Annotated in this window: 23 protein-coding genes and 5 tRNA genes; 23 read left to right on the forward strand and 5 right to left on the reverse strand. The window is 38.6% G+C overall.

The features are described 5' to 3' along the window. The first annotated feature begins 192 nt into the window (after positions 1 to 192). From zwf to HMPREF0106_RS17715, 3 genes are read left to right on the forward strand one after another with little or no spacing between them, the layout of a single operon-like run. Entirely contained in the window at positions 193 to 1689 is a 1497-nt protein-coding gene (gene zwf / locus HMPREF0106_RS17725; protein ID WP_004314090.1) for a glucose-6-phosphate dehydrogenase, read from the forward strand. Continuing rightward, complete coding sequence (gene pgl / locus HMPREF0106_RS17720; RefSeq protein ID WP_004314091.1) at positions 1686 to 2417, forward strand: 6-phosphogluconolactonase; 732 nt, start codon at positions 1686 to 1688, stop codon at positions 2415 to 2417. The genes zwf and pgl overlap by 4 nt, the downstream gene beginning before the upstream one ends. Before the next feature lie 40 nt (positions 2418 to 2457). Next, entirely contained in the window at positions 2458 to 3408 is a 951-nt protein-coding gene (locus HMPREF0106_RS17715; RefSeq protein WP_008022078.1) for a Dyp-type peroxidase, read from the forward strand. 35 nt (positions 3409 to 3443) lie between these two features. Here HMPREF0106_RS17715 and HMPREF0106_RS17710 read toward each other — a convergent pair whose 3' ends face one another. From HMPREF0106_RS17710 to HMPREF0106_RS27400, 4 genes are all read right to left on the reverse strand, one after another. Beyond that, positions 3444 to 3656 carry a hypothetical protein gene (locus HMPREF0106_RS17710; RefSeq protein ID WP_004314093.1) on the reverse strand — a complete coding sequence of 71 codons (213 nt, stop codon included), beginning with the start codon at positions 3654 to 3656 and terminating at the stop codon, positions 3444 to 3446. A gap of 544 nt (positions 3657 to 4200) precedes the next feature. After that, entirely contained in the window at positions 4201 to 4719 is a 519-nt protein-coding gene (locus HMPREF0106_RS17705; RefSeq protein WP_008775955.1) for a hypothetical protein, read from the reverse strand. Between the two features lie 8 nt (positions 4720 to 4727). Continuing rightward, positions 4728 to 5597 (reverse strand): DUF4747 family protein, encoded by an 870-nt coding sequence (locus HMPREF0106_RS17700; protein WP_008775954.1) that lies wholly within the window; start codon positions 5595 to 5597, stop codon positions 4728 to 4730. 378 nt (positions 5598 to 5975) lie between these two features. Continuing rightward, positions 5976 to 6356: a hypothetical protein gene (locus HMPREF0106_RS27400; RefSeq protein WP_032851164.1), complete on the reverse strand. Its 381-nt coding sequence runs from the start codon at positions 6354 to 6356 to the stop codon at positions 5976 to 5978. Between the two features lie 166 nt (positions 6357 to 6522). Between HMPREF0106_RS27400 and HMPREF0106_RS17690 the strand changes: the two genes are divergently transcribed. From HMPREF0106_RS17690 to HMPREF0106_RS17670, 7 genes are all read left to right on the forward strand, one after another. Further along, positions 6523 to 6831, forward strand: coding sequence for a hypothetical protein (locus HMPREF0106_RS17690; protein ID WP_009039399.1), 309 nt, complete (start codon positions 6523 to 6525; stop codon positions 6829 to 6831). Between the two features lie 15 nt (positions 6832 to 6846). After that, positions 6847 to 7083 carry a hypothetical protein gene (locus HMPREF0106_RS17685; RefSeq protein ID WP_008775951.1) on the forward strand — a complete coding sequence of 79 codons (237 nt, stop codon included), beginning with the start codon at positions 6847 to 6849 and terminating at the stop codon, positions 7081 to 7083. Between the two features lie 274 nt (positions 7084 to 7357). Then, positions 7358 to 7491 (forward strand) — tRNA-OTHER (locus tag HMPREF0106_RS26990). Positions 7492 to 7518: 27 nt separating this feature from the next. Further along, a complete protein-coding gene (locus HMPREF0106_RS0124465) occupies positions 7519 to 7779 on the forward strand; it encodes a hypothetical protein (protein ID WP_032851133.1) in 261 nt (86 codons plus the stop codon). A 371-nt stretch (positions 7780 to 8150) separates the two neighbouring features. Beyond that, complete coding sequence (locus HMPREF0106_RS17680) at positions 8151 to 8960, forward strand: SPFH domain-containing protein (protein WP_009039401.1); 810 nt, start codon at positions 8151 to 8153, stop codon at positions 8958 to 8960. Continuing rightward, positions 8960 to 9187, forward strand: a complete 228-nt coding sequence (locus tag HMPREF0106_RS17675; RefSeq protein ID WP_009039402.1) for a hypothetical protein — start codon at positions 8960 to 8962, stop codon at positions 9185 to 9187. The genes HMPREF0106_RS17680 and HMPREF0106_RS17675 overlap by 1 nt, the downstream gene beginning before the upstream one ends. A gap of 28 nt (positions 9188 to 9215) precedes the next feature. Next, positions 9216 to 9413: a hypothetical protein gene (locus tag HMPREF0106_RS17670; protein ID WP_009039403.1), complete on the forward strand. Its 198-nt coding sequence runs from the start codon at positions 9216 to 9218 to the stop codon at positions 9411 to 9413. Here HMPREF0106_RS17670 and HMPREF0106_RS17665 read toward each other — a convergent pair. Then, positions 9382 to 9735, reverse strand: coding sequence for a hypothetical protein (locus tag HMPREF0106_RS17665; RefSeq protein ID WP_032851135.1), 354 nt, complete (start codon positions 9733 to 9735; stop codon positions 9382 to 9384). The two genes, HMPREF0106_RS17670 and HMPREF0106_RS17665, sit on opposite strands and share 32 nt — an antisense overlap. 110 nt (positions 9736 to 9845) lie before the next feature. On the opposite strand from HMPREF0106_RS17665, the gene HMPREF0106_RS17660 reads away from it, so the two are divergent. The 13 genes from HMPREF0106_RS17660 (at position 9846) to HMPREF0106_RS17620 (ending at position 16306) form a co-directional block, all read left to right on the forward strand. Next, on the forward strand, positions 9846 to 10040 hold the full coding sequence (locus HMPREF0106_RS17660; protein WP_008775948.1) for a hypothetical protein: 195 nt from the start codon (positions 9846 to 9848) through the stop codon (positions 10038 to 10040). 13 nt (positions 10041 to 10053) lie between these two features. Further along, a complete protein-coding gene (locus HMPREF0106_RS17655; RefSeq protein WP_009039405.1) occupies positions 10054 to 10317 on the forward strand; it encodes a hypothetical protein in 264 nt (87 codons plus the stop codon). Next, positions 10314 to 10505, forward strand: a complete 192-nt coding sequence (locus HMPREF0106_RS17650; protein WP_004310922.1) for a hypothetical protein — start codon at positions 10314 to 10316, stop codon at positions 10503 to 10505. Before HMPREF0106_RS17655 ends, HMPREF0106_RS17650 begins: the two co-directional genes overlap by 4 nt. Before the next feature lie 62 nt (positions 10506 to 10567). Further along, positions 10568 to 10638 (forward strand) — tRNA-OTHER (locus HMPREF0106_RS0124470). A 96-nt stretch (positions 10639 to 10734) separates the two neighbouring features. Beyond that, positions 10735 to 10832 (forward strand) — tRNA-OTHER (locus HMPREF0106_RS26995). A gap of 227 nt (positions 10833 to 11059) precedes the next feature. After that, a tRNA-OTHER gene (locus HMPREF0106_RS27000) sits at positions 11060 to 11126 on the forward strand. A gap of 101 nt (positions 11127 to 11227) precedes the next feature. Further along, a tRNA-OTHER gene (locus tag HMPREF0106_RS27005) sits at positions 11228 to 11310 on the forward strand. Positions 11311 to 11546: 236 nt separating this feature from the next. After that, complete coding sequence (locus tag HMPREF0106_RS17645; protein WP_009039406.1) at positions 11547 to 12143, forward strand: ERF family protein; 597 nt, start codon at positions 11547 to 11549, stop codon at positions 12141 to 12143. After that, positions 12140 to 13048: a hypothetical protein gene (locus HMPREF0106_RS17640; RefSeq protein ID WP_032851137.1), complete on the forward strand. Its 909-nt coding sequence runs from the start codon at positions 12140 to 12142 to the stop codon at positions 13046 to 13048. The genes HMPREF0106_RS17645 and HMPREF0106_RS17640 overlap by 4 nt, the downstream gene beginning before the upstream one ends. Further along, complete coding sequence (locus HMPREF0106_RS17635; RefSeq protein WP_008775943.1) at positions 13045 to 13518, forward strand: single-stranded DNA-binding protein; 474 nt, start codon at positions 13045 to 13047, stop codon at positions 13516 to 13518. Before HMPREF0106_RS17640 ends, HMPREF0106_RS17635 begins: the two co-directional genes overlap by 4 nt. A gap of 2 nt (positions 13519 to 13520) precedes the next feature. Beyond that, on the forward strand, positions 13521 to 13940 hold the full coding sequence (locus tag HMPREF0106_RS17630; RefSeq protein WP_004311528.1) for a hypothetical protein: 420 nt from the start codon (positions 13521 to 13523) through the stop codon (positions 13938 to 13940). A gap of 24 nt (positions 13941 to 13964) precedes the next feature. After that, positions 13965 to 14573 (forward strand): hypothetical protein, encoded by a 609-nt coding sequence (locus tag HMPREF0106_RS17625; RefSeq protein ID WP_004311529.1) that lies wholly within the window; start codon positions 13965 to 13967, stop codon positions 14571 to 14573. Further along, positions 14570 to 16306, forward strand: a complete 1737-nt coding sequence (locus HMPREF0106_RS17620; protein ID WP_004311530.1) for a DEAD/DEAH box helicase — start codon at positions 14570 to 14572, stop codon at positions 16304 to 16306. Before HMPREF0106_RS17625 ends, HMPREF0106_RS17620 begins: the two co-directional genes overlap by 4 nt. The last annotated feature ends 111 nt before the right edge of the window (positions 16307 to 16417 follow it).

The raw sequence follows: 16417 nt of genomic DNA on the forward strand, positions 1-16417 counted from the left end.
ACGAAAAAAACACACCAGCCACAAGCCCTGAAAGGGCGGAACTGTATACAATTATGCCCTTTCAGGGCGCAAATTCAGATTGTCGTTTTTACGTAGGGCGTTGCCCTACGCTATATAATTAAGCCCTTTCAGGGCACTCCGCAAAATTATCATTTACCATCTCAAAACAGAAATTAAAACAACTCTTGAAAAATGGATAAATTTGCAATGATAATTTTCGGTGCGTCGGGTGATCTGACCAAGCGTAAGCTGATGCCCGCCCTTTACTCCCTCTACCGTGAAAAGCGGTTGACCGGAGAGTATTCTATATTGGGTATCGGGCGTACGGTCTACTCTGACGATAACTACCGTTCCTATATCTTAGAAGAACTGCAACAGTTCGTAAAGTCCGAAGAACAGGACACAGCTCTGATGGCTTCGTTTGTCTCCCATCTCTACTATTTACCGATGGACCCGGCAAAAGAAGAAGGTTACCCGCAACTCCGTCAACGTCTGGTCGACTTGACCGGTGAGGTAGACCCGGACAACCTGCTGTTCTACCTAGCCACTCCGCCGTCATTGTACGGAGTAGTGCCCTTGTACCTGAAAGCTGCCGGACTCAACACCCCCCATTCACGTATCATCGTCGAGAAACCTTTCGGTTATGATCTCGAATCGGCACGTGAACTGAATAAAACGTATGCCTCTGTATTCAATGAGCATCAGATTTACCGTATCGACCATTTTCTCGGTAAGGAAACAGCCCAGAATGTACTGGCTTTCCGTTTTGCCAACGGCATCTTCGAACCTCTCTGGAACCGTAACTATATCGACTACGTAGAAATCACAGCCGTAGAAAATCTGGGTATCGAACAACGCGGCGGATTCTATGAAACGGCAGGTGCGCTGCGCGATATGGTGCAGAATCACCTGATACAGCTCGTAGCCCTTACGGCTATGGAACCGCCCGCTGTTTTCAACGCGGACAATTTCCGCAACGAAGTGGTGAAGGTCTACGAATCTCTCACCCCGTTGAATGAAGTGGATTTGAACGAACATATCGTTCGTGGACAATATACAGCCTCCGGCAATAAGAAAGGCTACCGTGAAGAAAAAGGAGTGGCTCCCGATTCGCGCACGGATACTTATATTGCCATGAAACTGGGCATTAGCAACTGGCGCTGGAGTGGCGTTCCGTTCTACATTCGTACAGGTAAACAAATGCCGACGAAAGTAACGGAAATCGTCGTTCATTTCCGTGAGACACCTCATCAGATGTTTCATTGTGCCGGTGGCAACTGTCCGCGGGCTAATAAATTGATTCTTCGTTTGCAACCGAATGAAGGAATAGTGCTCAAAATCGGAATGAAAGTCCCCGGTGCAGGTTTTGAAGTGCGCCAGGTGACGATGGATTTCAGTTACGCGCAGTTGGGCGGCGTACCCAGTGGAGACGCTTATGCCCGTCTGATAGACGACTGCATCCAGGGTGATCCGACTTTATTTACTCGAAGTGATGCAGTAGAAGCCTCATGGAAATTTTTCGATCCGGTACTCCGTTATTGGAAAGACAACCCCGACGCACCTCTCTACGGTTATCCCGCAGGTACGTGGGGACCTCTGGAAAGCGAAGCGATGATGCACGAACATGGGGCCGACTGGACGAATCCTTGTAAGAATTTGACGAATACAGATCAATATTGTGAATTATGAAACTATCAGTTTTTCCCTCATCTATTGAAACTTCACGAGCATTGATACTCCGCTTGGTGGAAATCATGAATGAAGAGCCGGACAGAGTGTTCAATATCGCAGTCAGCGGTGGCAACACACCTGCTCTGATGTTCGATTTATGGGCGAATGAATACATGGAAATTACCCCGTGGGATCGTATGCGGATTTATTGGGTGGATGAACGTTGTGTGCCTCCCGATGATTCGGACAGTAATTACGGAATGATGCGCAACCTTCTTTTGGGTTTGACTCCTATTTTGTATGAAAATGTATTCCGTATTCGTGGAGAGGCGAAGCCTGCGAAAGAAGCGGTCCGTTATTCGGAGTTAGTCCGGCAGCAAGTACCGTTGAAGCGTGGCTGGCCCGAATTTGATATTGTACTGTTGGGGGCCGGAGACGACGGACACACGTCTTCCATCTTTCCCGGACAAGAAGATTTGCTGACTTCAAACTCTATTTATGTAGTCAGCGCCCATCCCCGTAACGGGCAGAAGCGCATCGCAATGACGGGATACCCCATTCAGAATGCCCGCTATGTCATTTTCCTGATTACCGGAAAAAATAAAGTTGACGTAGTAGAAGAAATCTGTAATTCGGGAGACACTGGTCCCGCAGCCTATATAGCTCATCACGCGCAGAATGTAGAGCTATTTGTGGATAAAGCGGCTGCCGCATATATTGACGATAGTAATAAAAAAATGAATTAGAACTGTTTCGTTGACGAAACTAACAGAAAAAAAGAAAAATATGAATCCTTATCAAAATTCATTTGGAGGTAATATCCCGCAGGACGTAGCCGGGAAACAAGGTGAAAATGTCATTTTTATTGTTTATACTCTAAAAGATACTCCCGAAACTCTTGATAAAGTAAAAGATGTATGCGCTAATTTCTCGGGCATGATTCGCAGCATGCGTAATCGTTTCCCCGAACTGATGTTCAGTTGTACGATGGGCTTTGGCGCCGATGCCTGGAGCCGTCTTTTCCCGGAAAAGGGAAAGCCGAAAGAACTGAACACTTTTGAAGAGATCAAAGGCGGAAAGCACACGGCAGTCTCTACTCCGGGCGACATCTTGTTTCATATCCGTGCAAAACAGATGGGGTTGTGTTTTGAGTTTGCTTCCATCATTGACGAGAAGCTCCAGGGCGTAGTTGAACCTGTCGATGAAACTCACGGTTTCAGATATATGGACGGCAAGGCTATTATCGGCTTTGTAGACGGAACAGAGAATCCGGCAGTTGATGAGAATCCTTATCATTTTGCGGTGGTAGGAGAGGAGGATGCTGATTTTGCAGGAGGAAGTTATGTTTTTGTACAGAAGTACATTCACGATATGGTTGCATGGAACGCTCTGCCTGTGGAAGAACAGGAGAAAGTGATCGGTCGTCGTAAGTTTAACGATGTCGAGCTGTCTGACGAGGAGAAACCTCAAAATGCGCATAATGCCGTCACTAATATTGGTGATGACCTGAAAATTGTACGTGCCAACATGCCGTTTGCCAATACGTCTAAGGGAGAATATGGCACATACTTCATCGGTTATGCAAGTACGTTCAGTACGACCCGGCAGATGTTGGAAAGTATGTTCATCGGCAATCCGGTAGGGAATACCGATCGTTTGCTTGACTTCAGCACAGCTGTAACAGGAACGCTTTTCTTTGCTCCTTCCTACGATTTGCTGGGAGAATTGGGCGAATAAAAAAAGAAAAATAAGAATAAAAGATTGGAGGAGGATTACACTTTGGTAATCTCCTCCACTATATATTGATCTTTCACTCTCCTGCAGGTACATACAAAGTATTCCGGATGTTTCAGGGCTCCTTCTAAAGTATCAGGAAGAATCATCTCTTTGGTACGTCTATCCATTGCCACCGTTGCATATAGAATACCCTCTTTTTCGCATCTCTCAATTAATGCATTTTTTAGTTCTTCTACGCTATATTCCATTTGTGTGAGACTTTATCGCTGCAAAGTTATGGAAAATATGTATATTTTGTGCAATAATATTCCTGTAATATATAAAAATAGCTCCCTAGTTCGTCCGCCGACGAGGGAGCTATCAACACAAAAACTAAACTAGACACATTTTTGGAAATCTAGTTGTATATTCTGTATATCAATTATATAGTCCTGCTTTTTTTTATGGTTCGACCATAATTCGACCATTTGATGTTTTATGTACTATCAAGATTTTTGAGTTTCATATTTTATATTACTTTAAATATTATATTTGCGCATCACTAAAATTGATTATCGTATGTTCAAGAGAATAAAGCCTATTTCAAAAGCCTCCTTGGAAGGAATCGTTTATCAAATAAGATACCTTACAGGCGAAAAAAAATGTTACTGATGAAGCACTTGTTTGGCATTTGCAAAGGATCTTATCCGAAAAAGGAATTCCTGTCGACTATATTTCTTCTCCCAAACCATGGGAATGGAAGAAGAGAATATGATTACTTTTTTCCACATTTTCTTTGAACAGAACTGTATTTTAAGAAAGTAATGCAGCCTTGCTTAAATTATATATGTTTATAACTATATCCTTCATGGACCATATAGAATATAATAGAAGGTAAAGTAACAAGAATGATGCTGTATTATTAACATAATCGCTATATAAAAATTGGATGTTTAGACTATGTATATATTTAAATATAATACTAAAAAAAATACCAATAAACATAATAATCATACATACTACAAATGAGGAATTTAGTCCAGAGAGTAGTTTTATTCCTTCATCATCTTTTAAATCATTTAGTAGATTAGAGCAATATATAGATAATAAAATGGCATATGCAGCTAATACGAGTGAGACAATGGTAGGGATAATTCCAATACATAAGTCTATGATTGTACTTAATGACTGATATGATGGGATATCACTAAAGTTTCCTATAATAATCATCGAAATAGAGAGAAGTATTGGTACTAAAGAATCTTTTAAAATATCTTTACTAGTATATACTTTAAAAATACTTCTCCATCCAAATTCATCTTTAGCATTCATGATTCTAGTTATTGATTATGCCCAAATATACTACATAATTCTGTGTATATCTTATTAAAATAATTTTTTTCTGTATCTTTAATTTCTATTCTCATAGGATAATCTTTTGTATCAATCTTGATCGGTTTTCCATTTTCTTTTTCTTGTACTCTAGCTATCATTGTACCGTTACTACGTGACATGTTGACTATTGCTTCGATTATTCCATCTTCTTCTTTTTTAAGAGGTTCTTCGTCTGTTCCTTCCATTTTGAATTTAACATTTCTTGGTCTTGCATCTTTTATTTTTTTGTCAAACTTTGCAATAAATCCTTCTGTAAAATCTTTATTTGAAAAAGTTATATCTGCATCAATTAAAAATATTTTATGTGCGTTTAAAACTCTTGTGATGATATCTCTACTTTTCTCTATATTAATATCAACAGCTCCATTACTAGCTGTTTCTGCAAAACTATGGGTAAGATATTTCATCACTTGATTTATACCGATTTTAGAGCTTATGCTGACTATTAATCGGTGCACTTTAGGGATAAAATATAGCTCTACCTCTTTTAGGTTAGCAACAATATCAGGATTAATGTCAATCTTTACCTGTGTTTTCGTTTTTTTATCATAAAAAGCATCTGGATTAAGAATATCATATGAAATTAATTTGATTAATAGCATTCTTGGGGTACCGTCATCCTCTAAATATTCGCTTTTAAGAAGCTGTTTTATACTGATATATCTATTACTATGTAATAATATGAGGGGATCTTTAGCATATAGTTGCTCAAATAATTTAACATATTTTTGTGGCGTTTGTTCGTATCTAGACTTGATGTTTATAACATACATTTTTCCGCCAATGATTCTTTTACTTTCTTTTGTCTGCTCCATAATATTGATTATTTATATGTGATTATTCAGTGTTTTTAGAGTTCTAAAGGTATGCTAAGAACTGCTGTTTTTGATAATGATGAGGTTTATTTTATTAATTTACAATGCAAATGAAACTAATGTGATTTTCTTCATTTAGTATTTATTTCTTTTTCTTTTCCAGTGACCGTTTACATAGGTTCCATCCTTTTTTGTATATCCATCTACCCACTTATCCGGTCTGTCAGTTTGGCTTGAATCAGACATTATGTTATAGTATAGTGCAATAAGAATCAAGCTTATAATAACTGTTGTTATTGGATAGTTAAACAGTACTATAAAGTAAGTGATTACAAATGCTATTTTGAGTACTATAGTATAATATGTCCTTTTCATAGCTTATCCGATATTTCTTTCATTCTTCAACATAGCCAGTTCACCCTTTAATTTTTGGTTTTCTTCCAAAAGCCGTTGGGTAAGCACTGTCTTCTCATTGATTTCATCCTGCAAATTGGCTATGGTATATACAATACTTTTCAATTTGTCCATTCCTGGTTCTGTTTCTTCTTTTTGAAGAAGCATGGAGCCTTTTCCTCTTAACAGCCATTCTGCGGATATTTCTTCATTTGAGAATAATATAGCATTGACTGTAGTCAAACTAAGTTCTCTCATTCCATTTAATTGGTTGGAGAATGTGTTGTCTTTTAATCCACATTTCATTGCAAATGCTCTTGTACTAAGTCCGTAGTATGCAATAATGTCTTTAATTCTTGTAATCATATGCAGTTTGTAAAAGTTAAATTCTCTCAAATGAGAGAATAATTTAAGTTTTAAATTTGCATATTCTCTCAAACGAGAATATATTTGCATCATCAATCAATCAATACTCCAAAAGTATAAAAAATGATTGATAAAACAAATGTGAAACTCAATAAATGTGACAGACATGAAAAGATTTGATTTATCCGAAATAATGAGAAATGCTCATAGAACCTATAAATATTCAGGCAAGAAGCAGGGAAAAACTTTTGGAGAGGTTCTGAAAGCTACTTGGAGACTTGCTAAACTTCAAGAAAATTTCTCACAGGAAGCCATGAAAGCAAGAACGGATAAATTCTTATCAGAAAGAAACGAGGTAATGAGTAAAGCGGCTAAAGCTACAAGGCATGAGGGGTACAATAATCTTAATATACCCGCTTCCGCTTACTACAACCCAAATAGTACTCATTACGGTGCACATTACGTCGGAGATTAATCAAATTATACAACAATGGATAAAAGAACCGAACTAGAAATACAGCGAGACAAATATGAAGCTGTGATTGAAGAACGAGACGCGTTGATCAACTCTTTGAGAGGTGAAAATGAAAAACTCAAACGAGATTTAGAATCAGAACGTGGATTTTATAGAGAGAAAGTTTCCCAATGTGATGATTTGAAGAAATTTATTGAATCGCAAAGAAACTTAATGGATATAGTTTTGAAGAACAACCAAAGTATTCTCTAACCCTCACTAAAGTCAAACCAAACCGCCGGTTATCCGGTACCCAGTCCGGTCTTTGAGCCTGCCCTTGAAGGGAGACTGGGAACAACAGAGAAGAGTTCTTTGACATATTGGTAAAATGGTGTTTTGGAAGCCGACACGTGCCGAAAGGGATTACTGACGTAGGCGGGCTTCTCAACGATATAATGCTGTGGTTAATGGTCAAGCCGTATCGTTGTAAAACTAAATCAGTTAGACGTTTGTCGGCAAATCGAGGTATTTGCTTTATGTATATAAAGGTGATGTAGCTCAGGCAGGTTAGAGCGCTGTGTGTGGTGGATGGTTGAGAGTTCGAGTCTCTCAAGAAATACTCTTAGCTTAACGGAAGAGCACCACAAGCAGAGGTCGGCGGTTCGAATCCGCCCATCGCTTCAATGTTTAATTAAAGAATATAGAGTTATGACAAGGTTTTTCCAGTTTGTAATAGTTGGGATAATATTAGGAGCGGTGCTTATGTTACTCGCTTCTATTGTTTCTTCGTGTTACTTTTTTATTACAACATTTACGTTGAGTGATTTTGAAGAAAGAACAGCTTCATTTGTTCTCGGTGCGGTAAGTGCTCTATTTACATACGGAATGCTCCGGATATTAATGAATGCCTTACAAGTATTTTCAGATAAGTTGGATGCAATAAAGAAGAGATATGAAAGCAATAATTGAAATGTAGGATACACTGTTTTCTATGGTCCTCAATTTTAATAACACATCCTAGATTGATAAGGATGCGTTTACCGTTTTCGGTAATCTCAATAAATTTGTTCATTTTCTTATTTTTTAAGTTGGTTCTACAAAAATAAGAAAATCCCCCGTTCCTTTTTTATTAGCGAATAATCTTGGAACGGGGGAAATTTATTAATCAATTAATATTAAGCGTATTATTATGAAGAATTACATAACTCTAATTGTGATGTTCATCATCGGTCTATTTGTTGGAAATAGAATATTTAATCATGTAAATGCGTGGATAGGTGTGGGTGTAATCTTGTTCACGATATTTTTTGTCACATATAAATTAATAAAAGCACTGAAAAATGAGAAGAAAGATTGATTGTCTGTTTTTGGCATTGATTGCCATTATTTTATTTGCATCGTGTGAAAGAGTTGCTCCTAATTATGCCGGTGTGCTCATGGAGAATTACGGTAAACAGGGGAAAGATGATTTTAAGGTAGTTTCGGGCAAAGTATCTACATGGGAATGGGGTACGGAGCTATTTCAAGTTCCTTTGTTTGACCAACGTGGAGAATTCGCAGAGCCAGTAACATTAAAGGCTGCTGACAATACGGAGTTTACAGCACGTCCGACTTATTCCTATAAGGTGATGAAGAATAGGGCTATTGATATTGTATTTGACAACAAGCATATTGATAAAGCCGATACTCCATCAGGAAAGGATGGCTTTATGCAATCGTTGGAAGATAATATCTTGGAACCTCGTATTTATGACCTTATTAAGGAGGAAAGCCGAAAACATAAGACTGATAGCCTGATGGCGGATGGTGGTTCGTTAGTTTTTGAAAAGAGACTGGAGCAAATAGTAGATAAAGAGTTTGATAAACGAGGATTACAATTACTTACTTTTTCTGCACAGTTGGAGTTTTCAAGAGCTGTTCGTGATAAGATTGATAGTCGCAATGAAGTAAATACCAATATATCTGTTCTCGATCAGAAAATTGAAGAGCAGAAGAAACAAAATGAATTGGAACGATTGAAAACGGAACAGGCTCTTATTACATCGAAAGGGTTGACTAAAGAAATCCTGTATAAGCAGTTTATTGATAAATGGGATGGAAAAACACCGCTCTATGGTATTGCTCCTGATTTTCTGAAAATAACTCAATAATGAAATTACCCAAGTTTATCCGTAAATACTTAATCCGAATGATTAAGATGCGAGTTGTTAAGAAAATACAACCCGATGGAGATTACCAAAAAGCAGTCTCTTTTGTAATTAACGCACCTTTGAAAGAGTGGCGCATCCGATTGTGGTGTGTCACCCATTTCAAAGATGAATGTGGGTCAGGCGATGAGTCTGATTGGGAACGGTTATTGGACTATCTTACTCATTGAGTAGCCACATTAATTAATCAACATATTTATGATTCAAGTAACAATTAAAAACGATAGGAATGAGAATTTGGAAGATGCCACATTCTCATTAAGTGTAGAGAATATGCCGATAAAATCAGCTAAAGTAGTAGCCGAAAAGCTTCCTGCTATGATACAGAAAGCTTTTCGGGATTATTCAGATTGTAAAGTCGGGTTTAATCGAGATAAAAAGAGAGATAATGAATGAATTTTTCTATGAGTGATTTGAGCTTGTTGCAATCATCATTGTAATAATGATCTAAAAAACCTGAATCAAATCGAGGTCGAGGTTCTGACATCATTTTTTTGTAAAATGGCATTTCTTGGTCAAAAGCATGTACAAGATTGATGAAATCATCTTGTACTTCTTTGAATTTGCATGAATATACATCATTTGTTCCTGGAGTACTATCTTTATAGCTTTTGGGCGCTATCTTGTTAGAATCAACCAATTCTTTAAATGTTGCTCGTATGCTTTCAAGGTTAGAAAGTATATCTTCTGCATGTTTTTTGTAAAATTCAGCTCTCATATTACTTAATTTTTGATTATACACCCCAAAGTTAAGTAAATCCTCCGAATAAAGCGTGATGCTGCCGATCGAATTGGTTCGGGGGAGCTTTTATTTTAAAATTAATCAGTATGGAAAAAGAAAAGAGTATTATGTGCATTCTCCGTGAAATGGAGATTGATGACAAAAAAGACTTTCCCATTTCCAAAAGGGCGTATCTTTTGAATCTGACTTCTTACAGGTTAAAGGAGAAGGAGCCTGATAAAAAATGGGGTATTAAGTCTGATAGGAACAGCGGTATTGTCACGGTCACGCGAGTTGAGTAAGTAATTAAAGCTTATGGAAACTATTAGAGGTGAAATGGCTGAAATATTGCTAGATAATATTCTCCGTCTGTTTTCTACAGAAACGTTTGGAAAAGATAAGTCTGCGTATTATGTGGGTGGGGAAAAGAAATTGATGAATCTTATAGAAACGGGTAAGATTGAAAGTGATAAGCCCACTAATGTCCAAAACGGCAAGTGGCATTGTAATGCTGCTCAAGTATTACTTCATTGCCGATGTGCGGGAAGGAAAGTTAAATCTAAAAAACGGAAGAAATGAAAAAGATTAAAGTGATACAGTATGCCATGATGTTCATTGCCTTATGGACAACACTGTATCTTGTAGATAGCATTGAAGTTAGCAAGAAAGAATTTATTGCTGCTTTTGTATTGGTGACTGTCGTATCAGTGAATTATATCTGTTTTCGATACTACGAAGATAGGAAACAAAATAAAGATAGCCTGTGAAGGTCTGCATTGCTTAATTTTAGTATTTGTCATGTTTATTTAGCCCGGTTCGCCGGGCATCTGCCGGGATAGCTCAGTTGGTTAGAGCGCATGTTTCTACATGAGGTCAGCGGTTCGAATCCGTTTCCCGGCTCAACTCAATCAGAGTTAAGTAACCCGTGAGGGGGAAAATTATGTTTGTATCAATAACAATTCAATCAATGTAGCCGGAAGCGTCTGGCTACGACCTGAAGGAATGGCGGAATTGGTAGACGCAAGTATGCAGATAGATTGAAGAAAGTCATACATAGGTAATCTGTCATCCCGGTTCGAGTCCGGGTTCCTTCACAGAGAATTTTTCTTTTTATGTTTAACTAATGTTGCCAGCGAAAAGGACGCTGTAGGGTTAAAGCCCCTGTTATTTGAGTTTTAATTGTTCTATACTATTCCGGTGTGCTTTGAACGGCTATCCGGAAGCAAGAAGCTCGTGAGAGTGCTATTTAATAGTTAATGTCGTGTTTTATTTTGTGTTTGTGTTCTAGGTGAATGGTTCGTGAGAATAGTTCACTTAAAACGGATGGCTGGTGTAATTGGCAGCATACGCAGATATGCGTGATGTGGGTTCGATCCCCACGCCATTCACCCTTCTGATCCTAATTAAATTATAGTAGTTCATGAGTTTTGTTTTGTGTTTGTGATTGGGGTGTATGGTCTGTGAAGATAGTGCACCTTTTTAATTAATCGGGCGGATATGTATATCGTTGGTTGAAACTGCGGTGATGTGCACCAATATTCCGTGAGACCGGTTCGACTCCGGTTCCGTCCACTAGCATTTACATTATGTATAAATCAGGGAGCCGTACACCCTTCAAGCGTAGCCGTTCCATAAGGTACATTGGATTATTCATTTTCTTATTTTTCTGCCTGTACAATACCGTACAGGCAGTTTTTAACTACCTGAAAATGGCGTTAAAATGGCGAAGTTTCTGTTTGCTAAACTTGTCAATAACGATTACCTTTACTGATGTAATAAACTAAAAGTCAAACCATTAATTCAGAATTATGAAAGAATTAGTAACCATTCAGCAAAAGCTGAAAGCCCCGAAAGGGCAATTTAATAAGTTCGGTAGTTACAAATACCGTAGTTGTGAGGATATTCTTGAGTCAGTGAAACCTATTCTGACTGAAACAAAGTGTTCGTTAACTCTCAGTGATGAGATGGTGCCAGTAGGCAATAGAATTTATGTAAAAGCAACTGCCACTTTAACCAACGAAAAAGGGGAAAAAGAAATAGTGACTGCTTTTGCGAGAGAAGAGGAAACAAAGAAGGGAATGGATGGCAGCCAAATTACCGGAGCCTCATCTTCTTATGCAAGAAAGTATGCTCTTAACGGTCTATTTTGCATTGATGATACAAAAGACAGTGATGCAACTAACACTCACGATAAAGAAGACGCACAACAGCCTGCAAAAACACCGGCTAGTATGAAGAATCCAGTTTATACTGGTGCCCAACTGAAAAAGGCTATTGCTGACATGCTTGCTGTCAAAAGCAGAGCTGAACTTGAAAAAGTATGGTATGCTAATCCGGCTATGCAAAATGATAAAGAGTTTGTAAATGCTTGTATGGAAATGGGCAAAATTTATCCTGCATCATGATAGAGTTGGTTAAATCGAGTGTGGTTTTCTCAGAAGAGAACCACACATATTTTCTTGGTGAAAAGCAACTGAAAGGTATTACCGGAATGATAAGCCGGCAACTATTTCCCAATAAGTATAGGGATATTCCAGAATACATATTGAAAAAAGCTGCTGAAAAAGGCAGTCGTATTCATGGACAATGCCAGTTTGCTGATGTTACAGGATTACCACCCGAGAGTATTGAAGCTATTAATTATATCAGGGAAAGAGTAAATGCCGGATATAAGGCTTTTGCCAATGAGTACACTGTTTCAGACAATGAATATTTTGCATCGAATATTGATTGTGTTTGGGAAAAGGACGAAAAAATCAGTCTTGGCGACATCAAGACTACTGCAAGCCTTGACCGTGAGTATTTGAGTTGGCAGCTATCAATCTATGCCTATTTGTTTGAACTTCAAAATCCACTAATTAAAGTTGATAAACTGTTTGGCATTTGGTTACGTGGAAATAAGTCGGAATTAGTCGAGATTGAGCGTAAGCCGGATGCAGAGGTTAAGAGATTACTGGAGTGTGAGATTAAAGGTGAACAGTTCTTACCTAATGCTCCTGTTCCAGCCGATGAGAAGCAGCTTATTCCTATGCAATTAGTAAATACTATTATTGATATAGAGGAACAGGCGAGTTATATCGCTGAAGTGCAGAAAGGTTATAAGGAACAGCTTAAAAGTGCCATGCGTGAGAACGGTGTTAAATCATGGGACGCCGGTCGGTTGCGTGTTAGCTATACTCCCTCTTCAACGGGTAAGAGTTTTGATGCAAAGAAGTTTCAGGAAGATCACCCGGAACTATATTCTCAATATTTAAAAACATCAACTAAAGCGGATAGTATTCGTGTAACTATAAGGGAGGAAGGAAAATGAGTGTTAATAAAGTAATTCTTATAGGGCGTGCCGGTAAAGACCCGGATGTGAGAACATTGGACGGTGGAGCGAAAGTAGCTTCTTTATCTTTTGCTACAACAGATAAGGCGTACACCTTACAAAATGGAACCCAGGTGCCGGAACGTACAGAATGGCATAATCTTATTTTTTGGAATAAGACTGCTGAAATAGTTGAGAAGTACGTCCATAAAGGAGATAAGTTGTATATAGAAGGTAAGTTACGCACTCGTAACTATGACGATAGCAAAGGAGTTAAACGTTACATAACTGAAGTCTTTGTTGATAGTATCGAGATGCTTACACCGAAAGTTCAACAACAGGCTGCTCCTGTACCACCACCGTTACCAACGCAACAGCCTACACAGAGACAGCAACAACAAGTACAGCAGCCTGCATATCAGCAACAGCCATATCAACAGGTATCACCGCCTGATGATTTACCATTCTAAATATGGCAGAAGCTATTCTAACAAAACAAAATGGGGTAGTCACAATGGATAAGTCGTTTGACTACCTCTGTTCCACGCTCAAGAATGGAACTTACACTGTAAGCATCAAGAGAAAGGTAGAACCACGTACCCTGTCGCAGAACGCGCTCATGTGGCTGTGGTTTGCCTGTATTGAGAGGGAGACAGGCACGGATAAGTTGGATGTACATGATTACTATTGCCGGAAGTTTCTTCCACGGCAAATATGTATGAATGGAAATATTGTTTCGGTTGTTGGAAGTACTTCTAAATTGAATACGATCCAAATGAAAACTTTCATGGATAAGGTTCAGGCTGATGCTGCCACCGAATTAGGAATCAATTTGCCATTGCCTGTTGACCAGTACTATAAAGATTTTATTAATGAATACCTGCATAGGTAAGTATTAACTCAAAGTTTAATTAAAATGGATTTGAATATTTCAAAAGCAAAATTGACCAAAAAGGGATGTCTTGAAGTGGTCTATGCAGACAAGGAAGGAAACGATATTGTTTTCAAGGGGATTAATCCTGTTCATCCGGATTTGAAGGATTCGCTAAACAAGCTCATACCCTACATTGTCGATATTACAGAACAGAAAGAATCCCAGTACATTAATTGGGAACGTCCAGAGTCATGTCTTGAAGATGAGTTCTTCAAAAAGTTCAATGTAACCGGCGTTAGCATTGGTGGTGATTCTTCTTTTGAGGTTTGTGTGTTGACAGGTAAGCGAACCCTTATGACGAGCAAAGTCCTTAATCTTTGTTCTCCTGGTATCGGTTTCGATCCGGACAATGAATCGTATGTGCATTGTGAGGAGTTTCGTGATGCGGTTTATAATTTCTTGTATGAAGCAGAGCTTTATGTTACAGAGAATAAATGTTCGGAGATTCAAAGGGAATTTGAATTTAAAGATGGTGAGGATCCGTTTGACAAGGTTGATGAAGCTGCTGATGCAATGAATGAAGATGGTGAAGATAACGGGATATGTTCAACAGTTGAACATCATGAATTAGTATTAGAACCTGCTTCATGAAACCAATTTATGTGACTAAGACGCCCAATCTGTACCGGATTCAGTTCGAGTATCACCCAAAGTTGGTCGAGGTCATAAAGATGATACCAAGTAAGCCACGCTATGACGGAACAGACCGGGCGTGGCTTGTTAGTATCAATGATACGCGTTATCCTATTGGACGTGATGCGAATTGGTATGTGAGAGCTTTTGCGCAATGGGCTGTTCAGATGCGTTATTGTTCTACTGTCAAGGAACGTGAGGTAACTGAAGATATTAATTATGATATTCCTCCGATGAAACCTTTTGTCGGTGAACACTATATGTTACTTCAACCTTACGAGTATCAACTTGAAGGAGTACAGTATGCAATAGAGCACAAACGCTGTTTTTTCGGTGACCAGCCCGGATTAGGTAAAACATTGCAAGCCATATGTGCAGTTGTTAAAGCACATAAGGAAGCGCCCATTTATGGTGAGTCTTTTCCAGTACTTGTAATTTGCCCTGCTGCGTTGAAAGTAAACTGGCAGCGTGAGTTTAAGAAGTTCGCAGGTATGAATTCGATTATCCTTGATGACAGAAACCGACAGTCCTGGCAATCATTTTATGAGTGTAAAAAGTCTGATGGCAACCCACTTTGTGAGGTGTTCATTACTAATTATGAATCGCTTAATAAATTTTTTGTAAAAGCTGTAAATAAGGAATCCAAGCTTACAATGAAAAGTATTGCTTTCGATCAGCGTGTCTCTCTGTTTAGGTCTGTTATCATTGACGAATCTCATAAATGCAAATCAAGTAAAACTCAACAGAGCAAATATGTTGAAGGTATCTGCAAAGGTAAACGTTATATATTCGCATTGACCGGTACTCCTGTTGTTAACAATAATACAGACTTGCTACAACAGCTAAAAATATTAGGTCGATTAGAGGACTTTGGAGGTTATAGCCGGTATGTTGAAAGATATTGTGATGGTCCCAAACAGGCATCCAACGTTAAAGAGCTGAATTGGCGACTATGGAATACTTGCTTCTTTCGTCGTGAGAAGTCAAAGGTGCTTACACAACTTCCGGACAAGACTCGTCAATACTTGACAGTTGATATCACTACCACCAAAGAGTATAAGGCTGCCGAGGCTGATATGGTAAAATACTTGAAGAAGTACAAGAACGCTTCGGATGAACAAGTGCAGAAATCAATGAATGGTGCCGTTATGGTGCAGATGCAGCTTTTAAAGCAGATATCTGCCAGAGGTAAAATCAAGGCTGTTTGTGAATTTGTCCATGATGTTATCGACGGTGGTGAGAAGCTGATACTTTTCGGTTACTTGAAAGAAGTTGTAGCAGAACTGAAAAAGGAATTTCCTAAAGCTGTTACTGTAACGGGTTCCGATAGTGTCAACCAAAAGCAATATGCCGTTGACTCTTTCCAAAATAATCCGGATTGTAAACTGATTATTCTGAATTTCAAATCGGGCGGTACCGGGCTTACTTTGACTGCTGCCAGTCGTGTTGCTTTTATAGAGTTCCCTTGGACTTTCAGTGATTGCGAACAGGCAGAAGATAGAGCACACCGTAACGGTCAAAAGAACAACGTTAACTGCTATTACTTCTTAGGTAAGGATACTATTGACAAGTATATGTATGATGTGATTCAAACAAAGAAGAACATTGCTAACGGTGTAACCGGAACGGATGACCAAGTAGAAGAGAATATGGTGAATCTTGCAATGGACTTGTTTAGGGATAAATTATGAAGCCATTTAGATTAGTTATAATTGGGCAGAGAACTCATATTCAGGAATACAAGAAAGAAATGTTGTTCGGTCCTGAATGGGAAACCATAATATCCTTTGTCGGTTGCAGGA

The sequence above is a fragment of the Bacteroides sp. D22 genome (genome assembly GCF_000163675.1).
GTDB classification, from domain to species: Bacteria; Bacteroidota; Bacteroidia; order Bacteroidales; family Bacteroidaceae; genus Bacteroides; species Bacteroides xylanisolvens.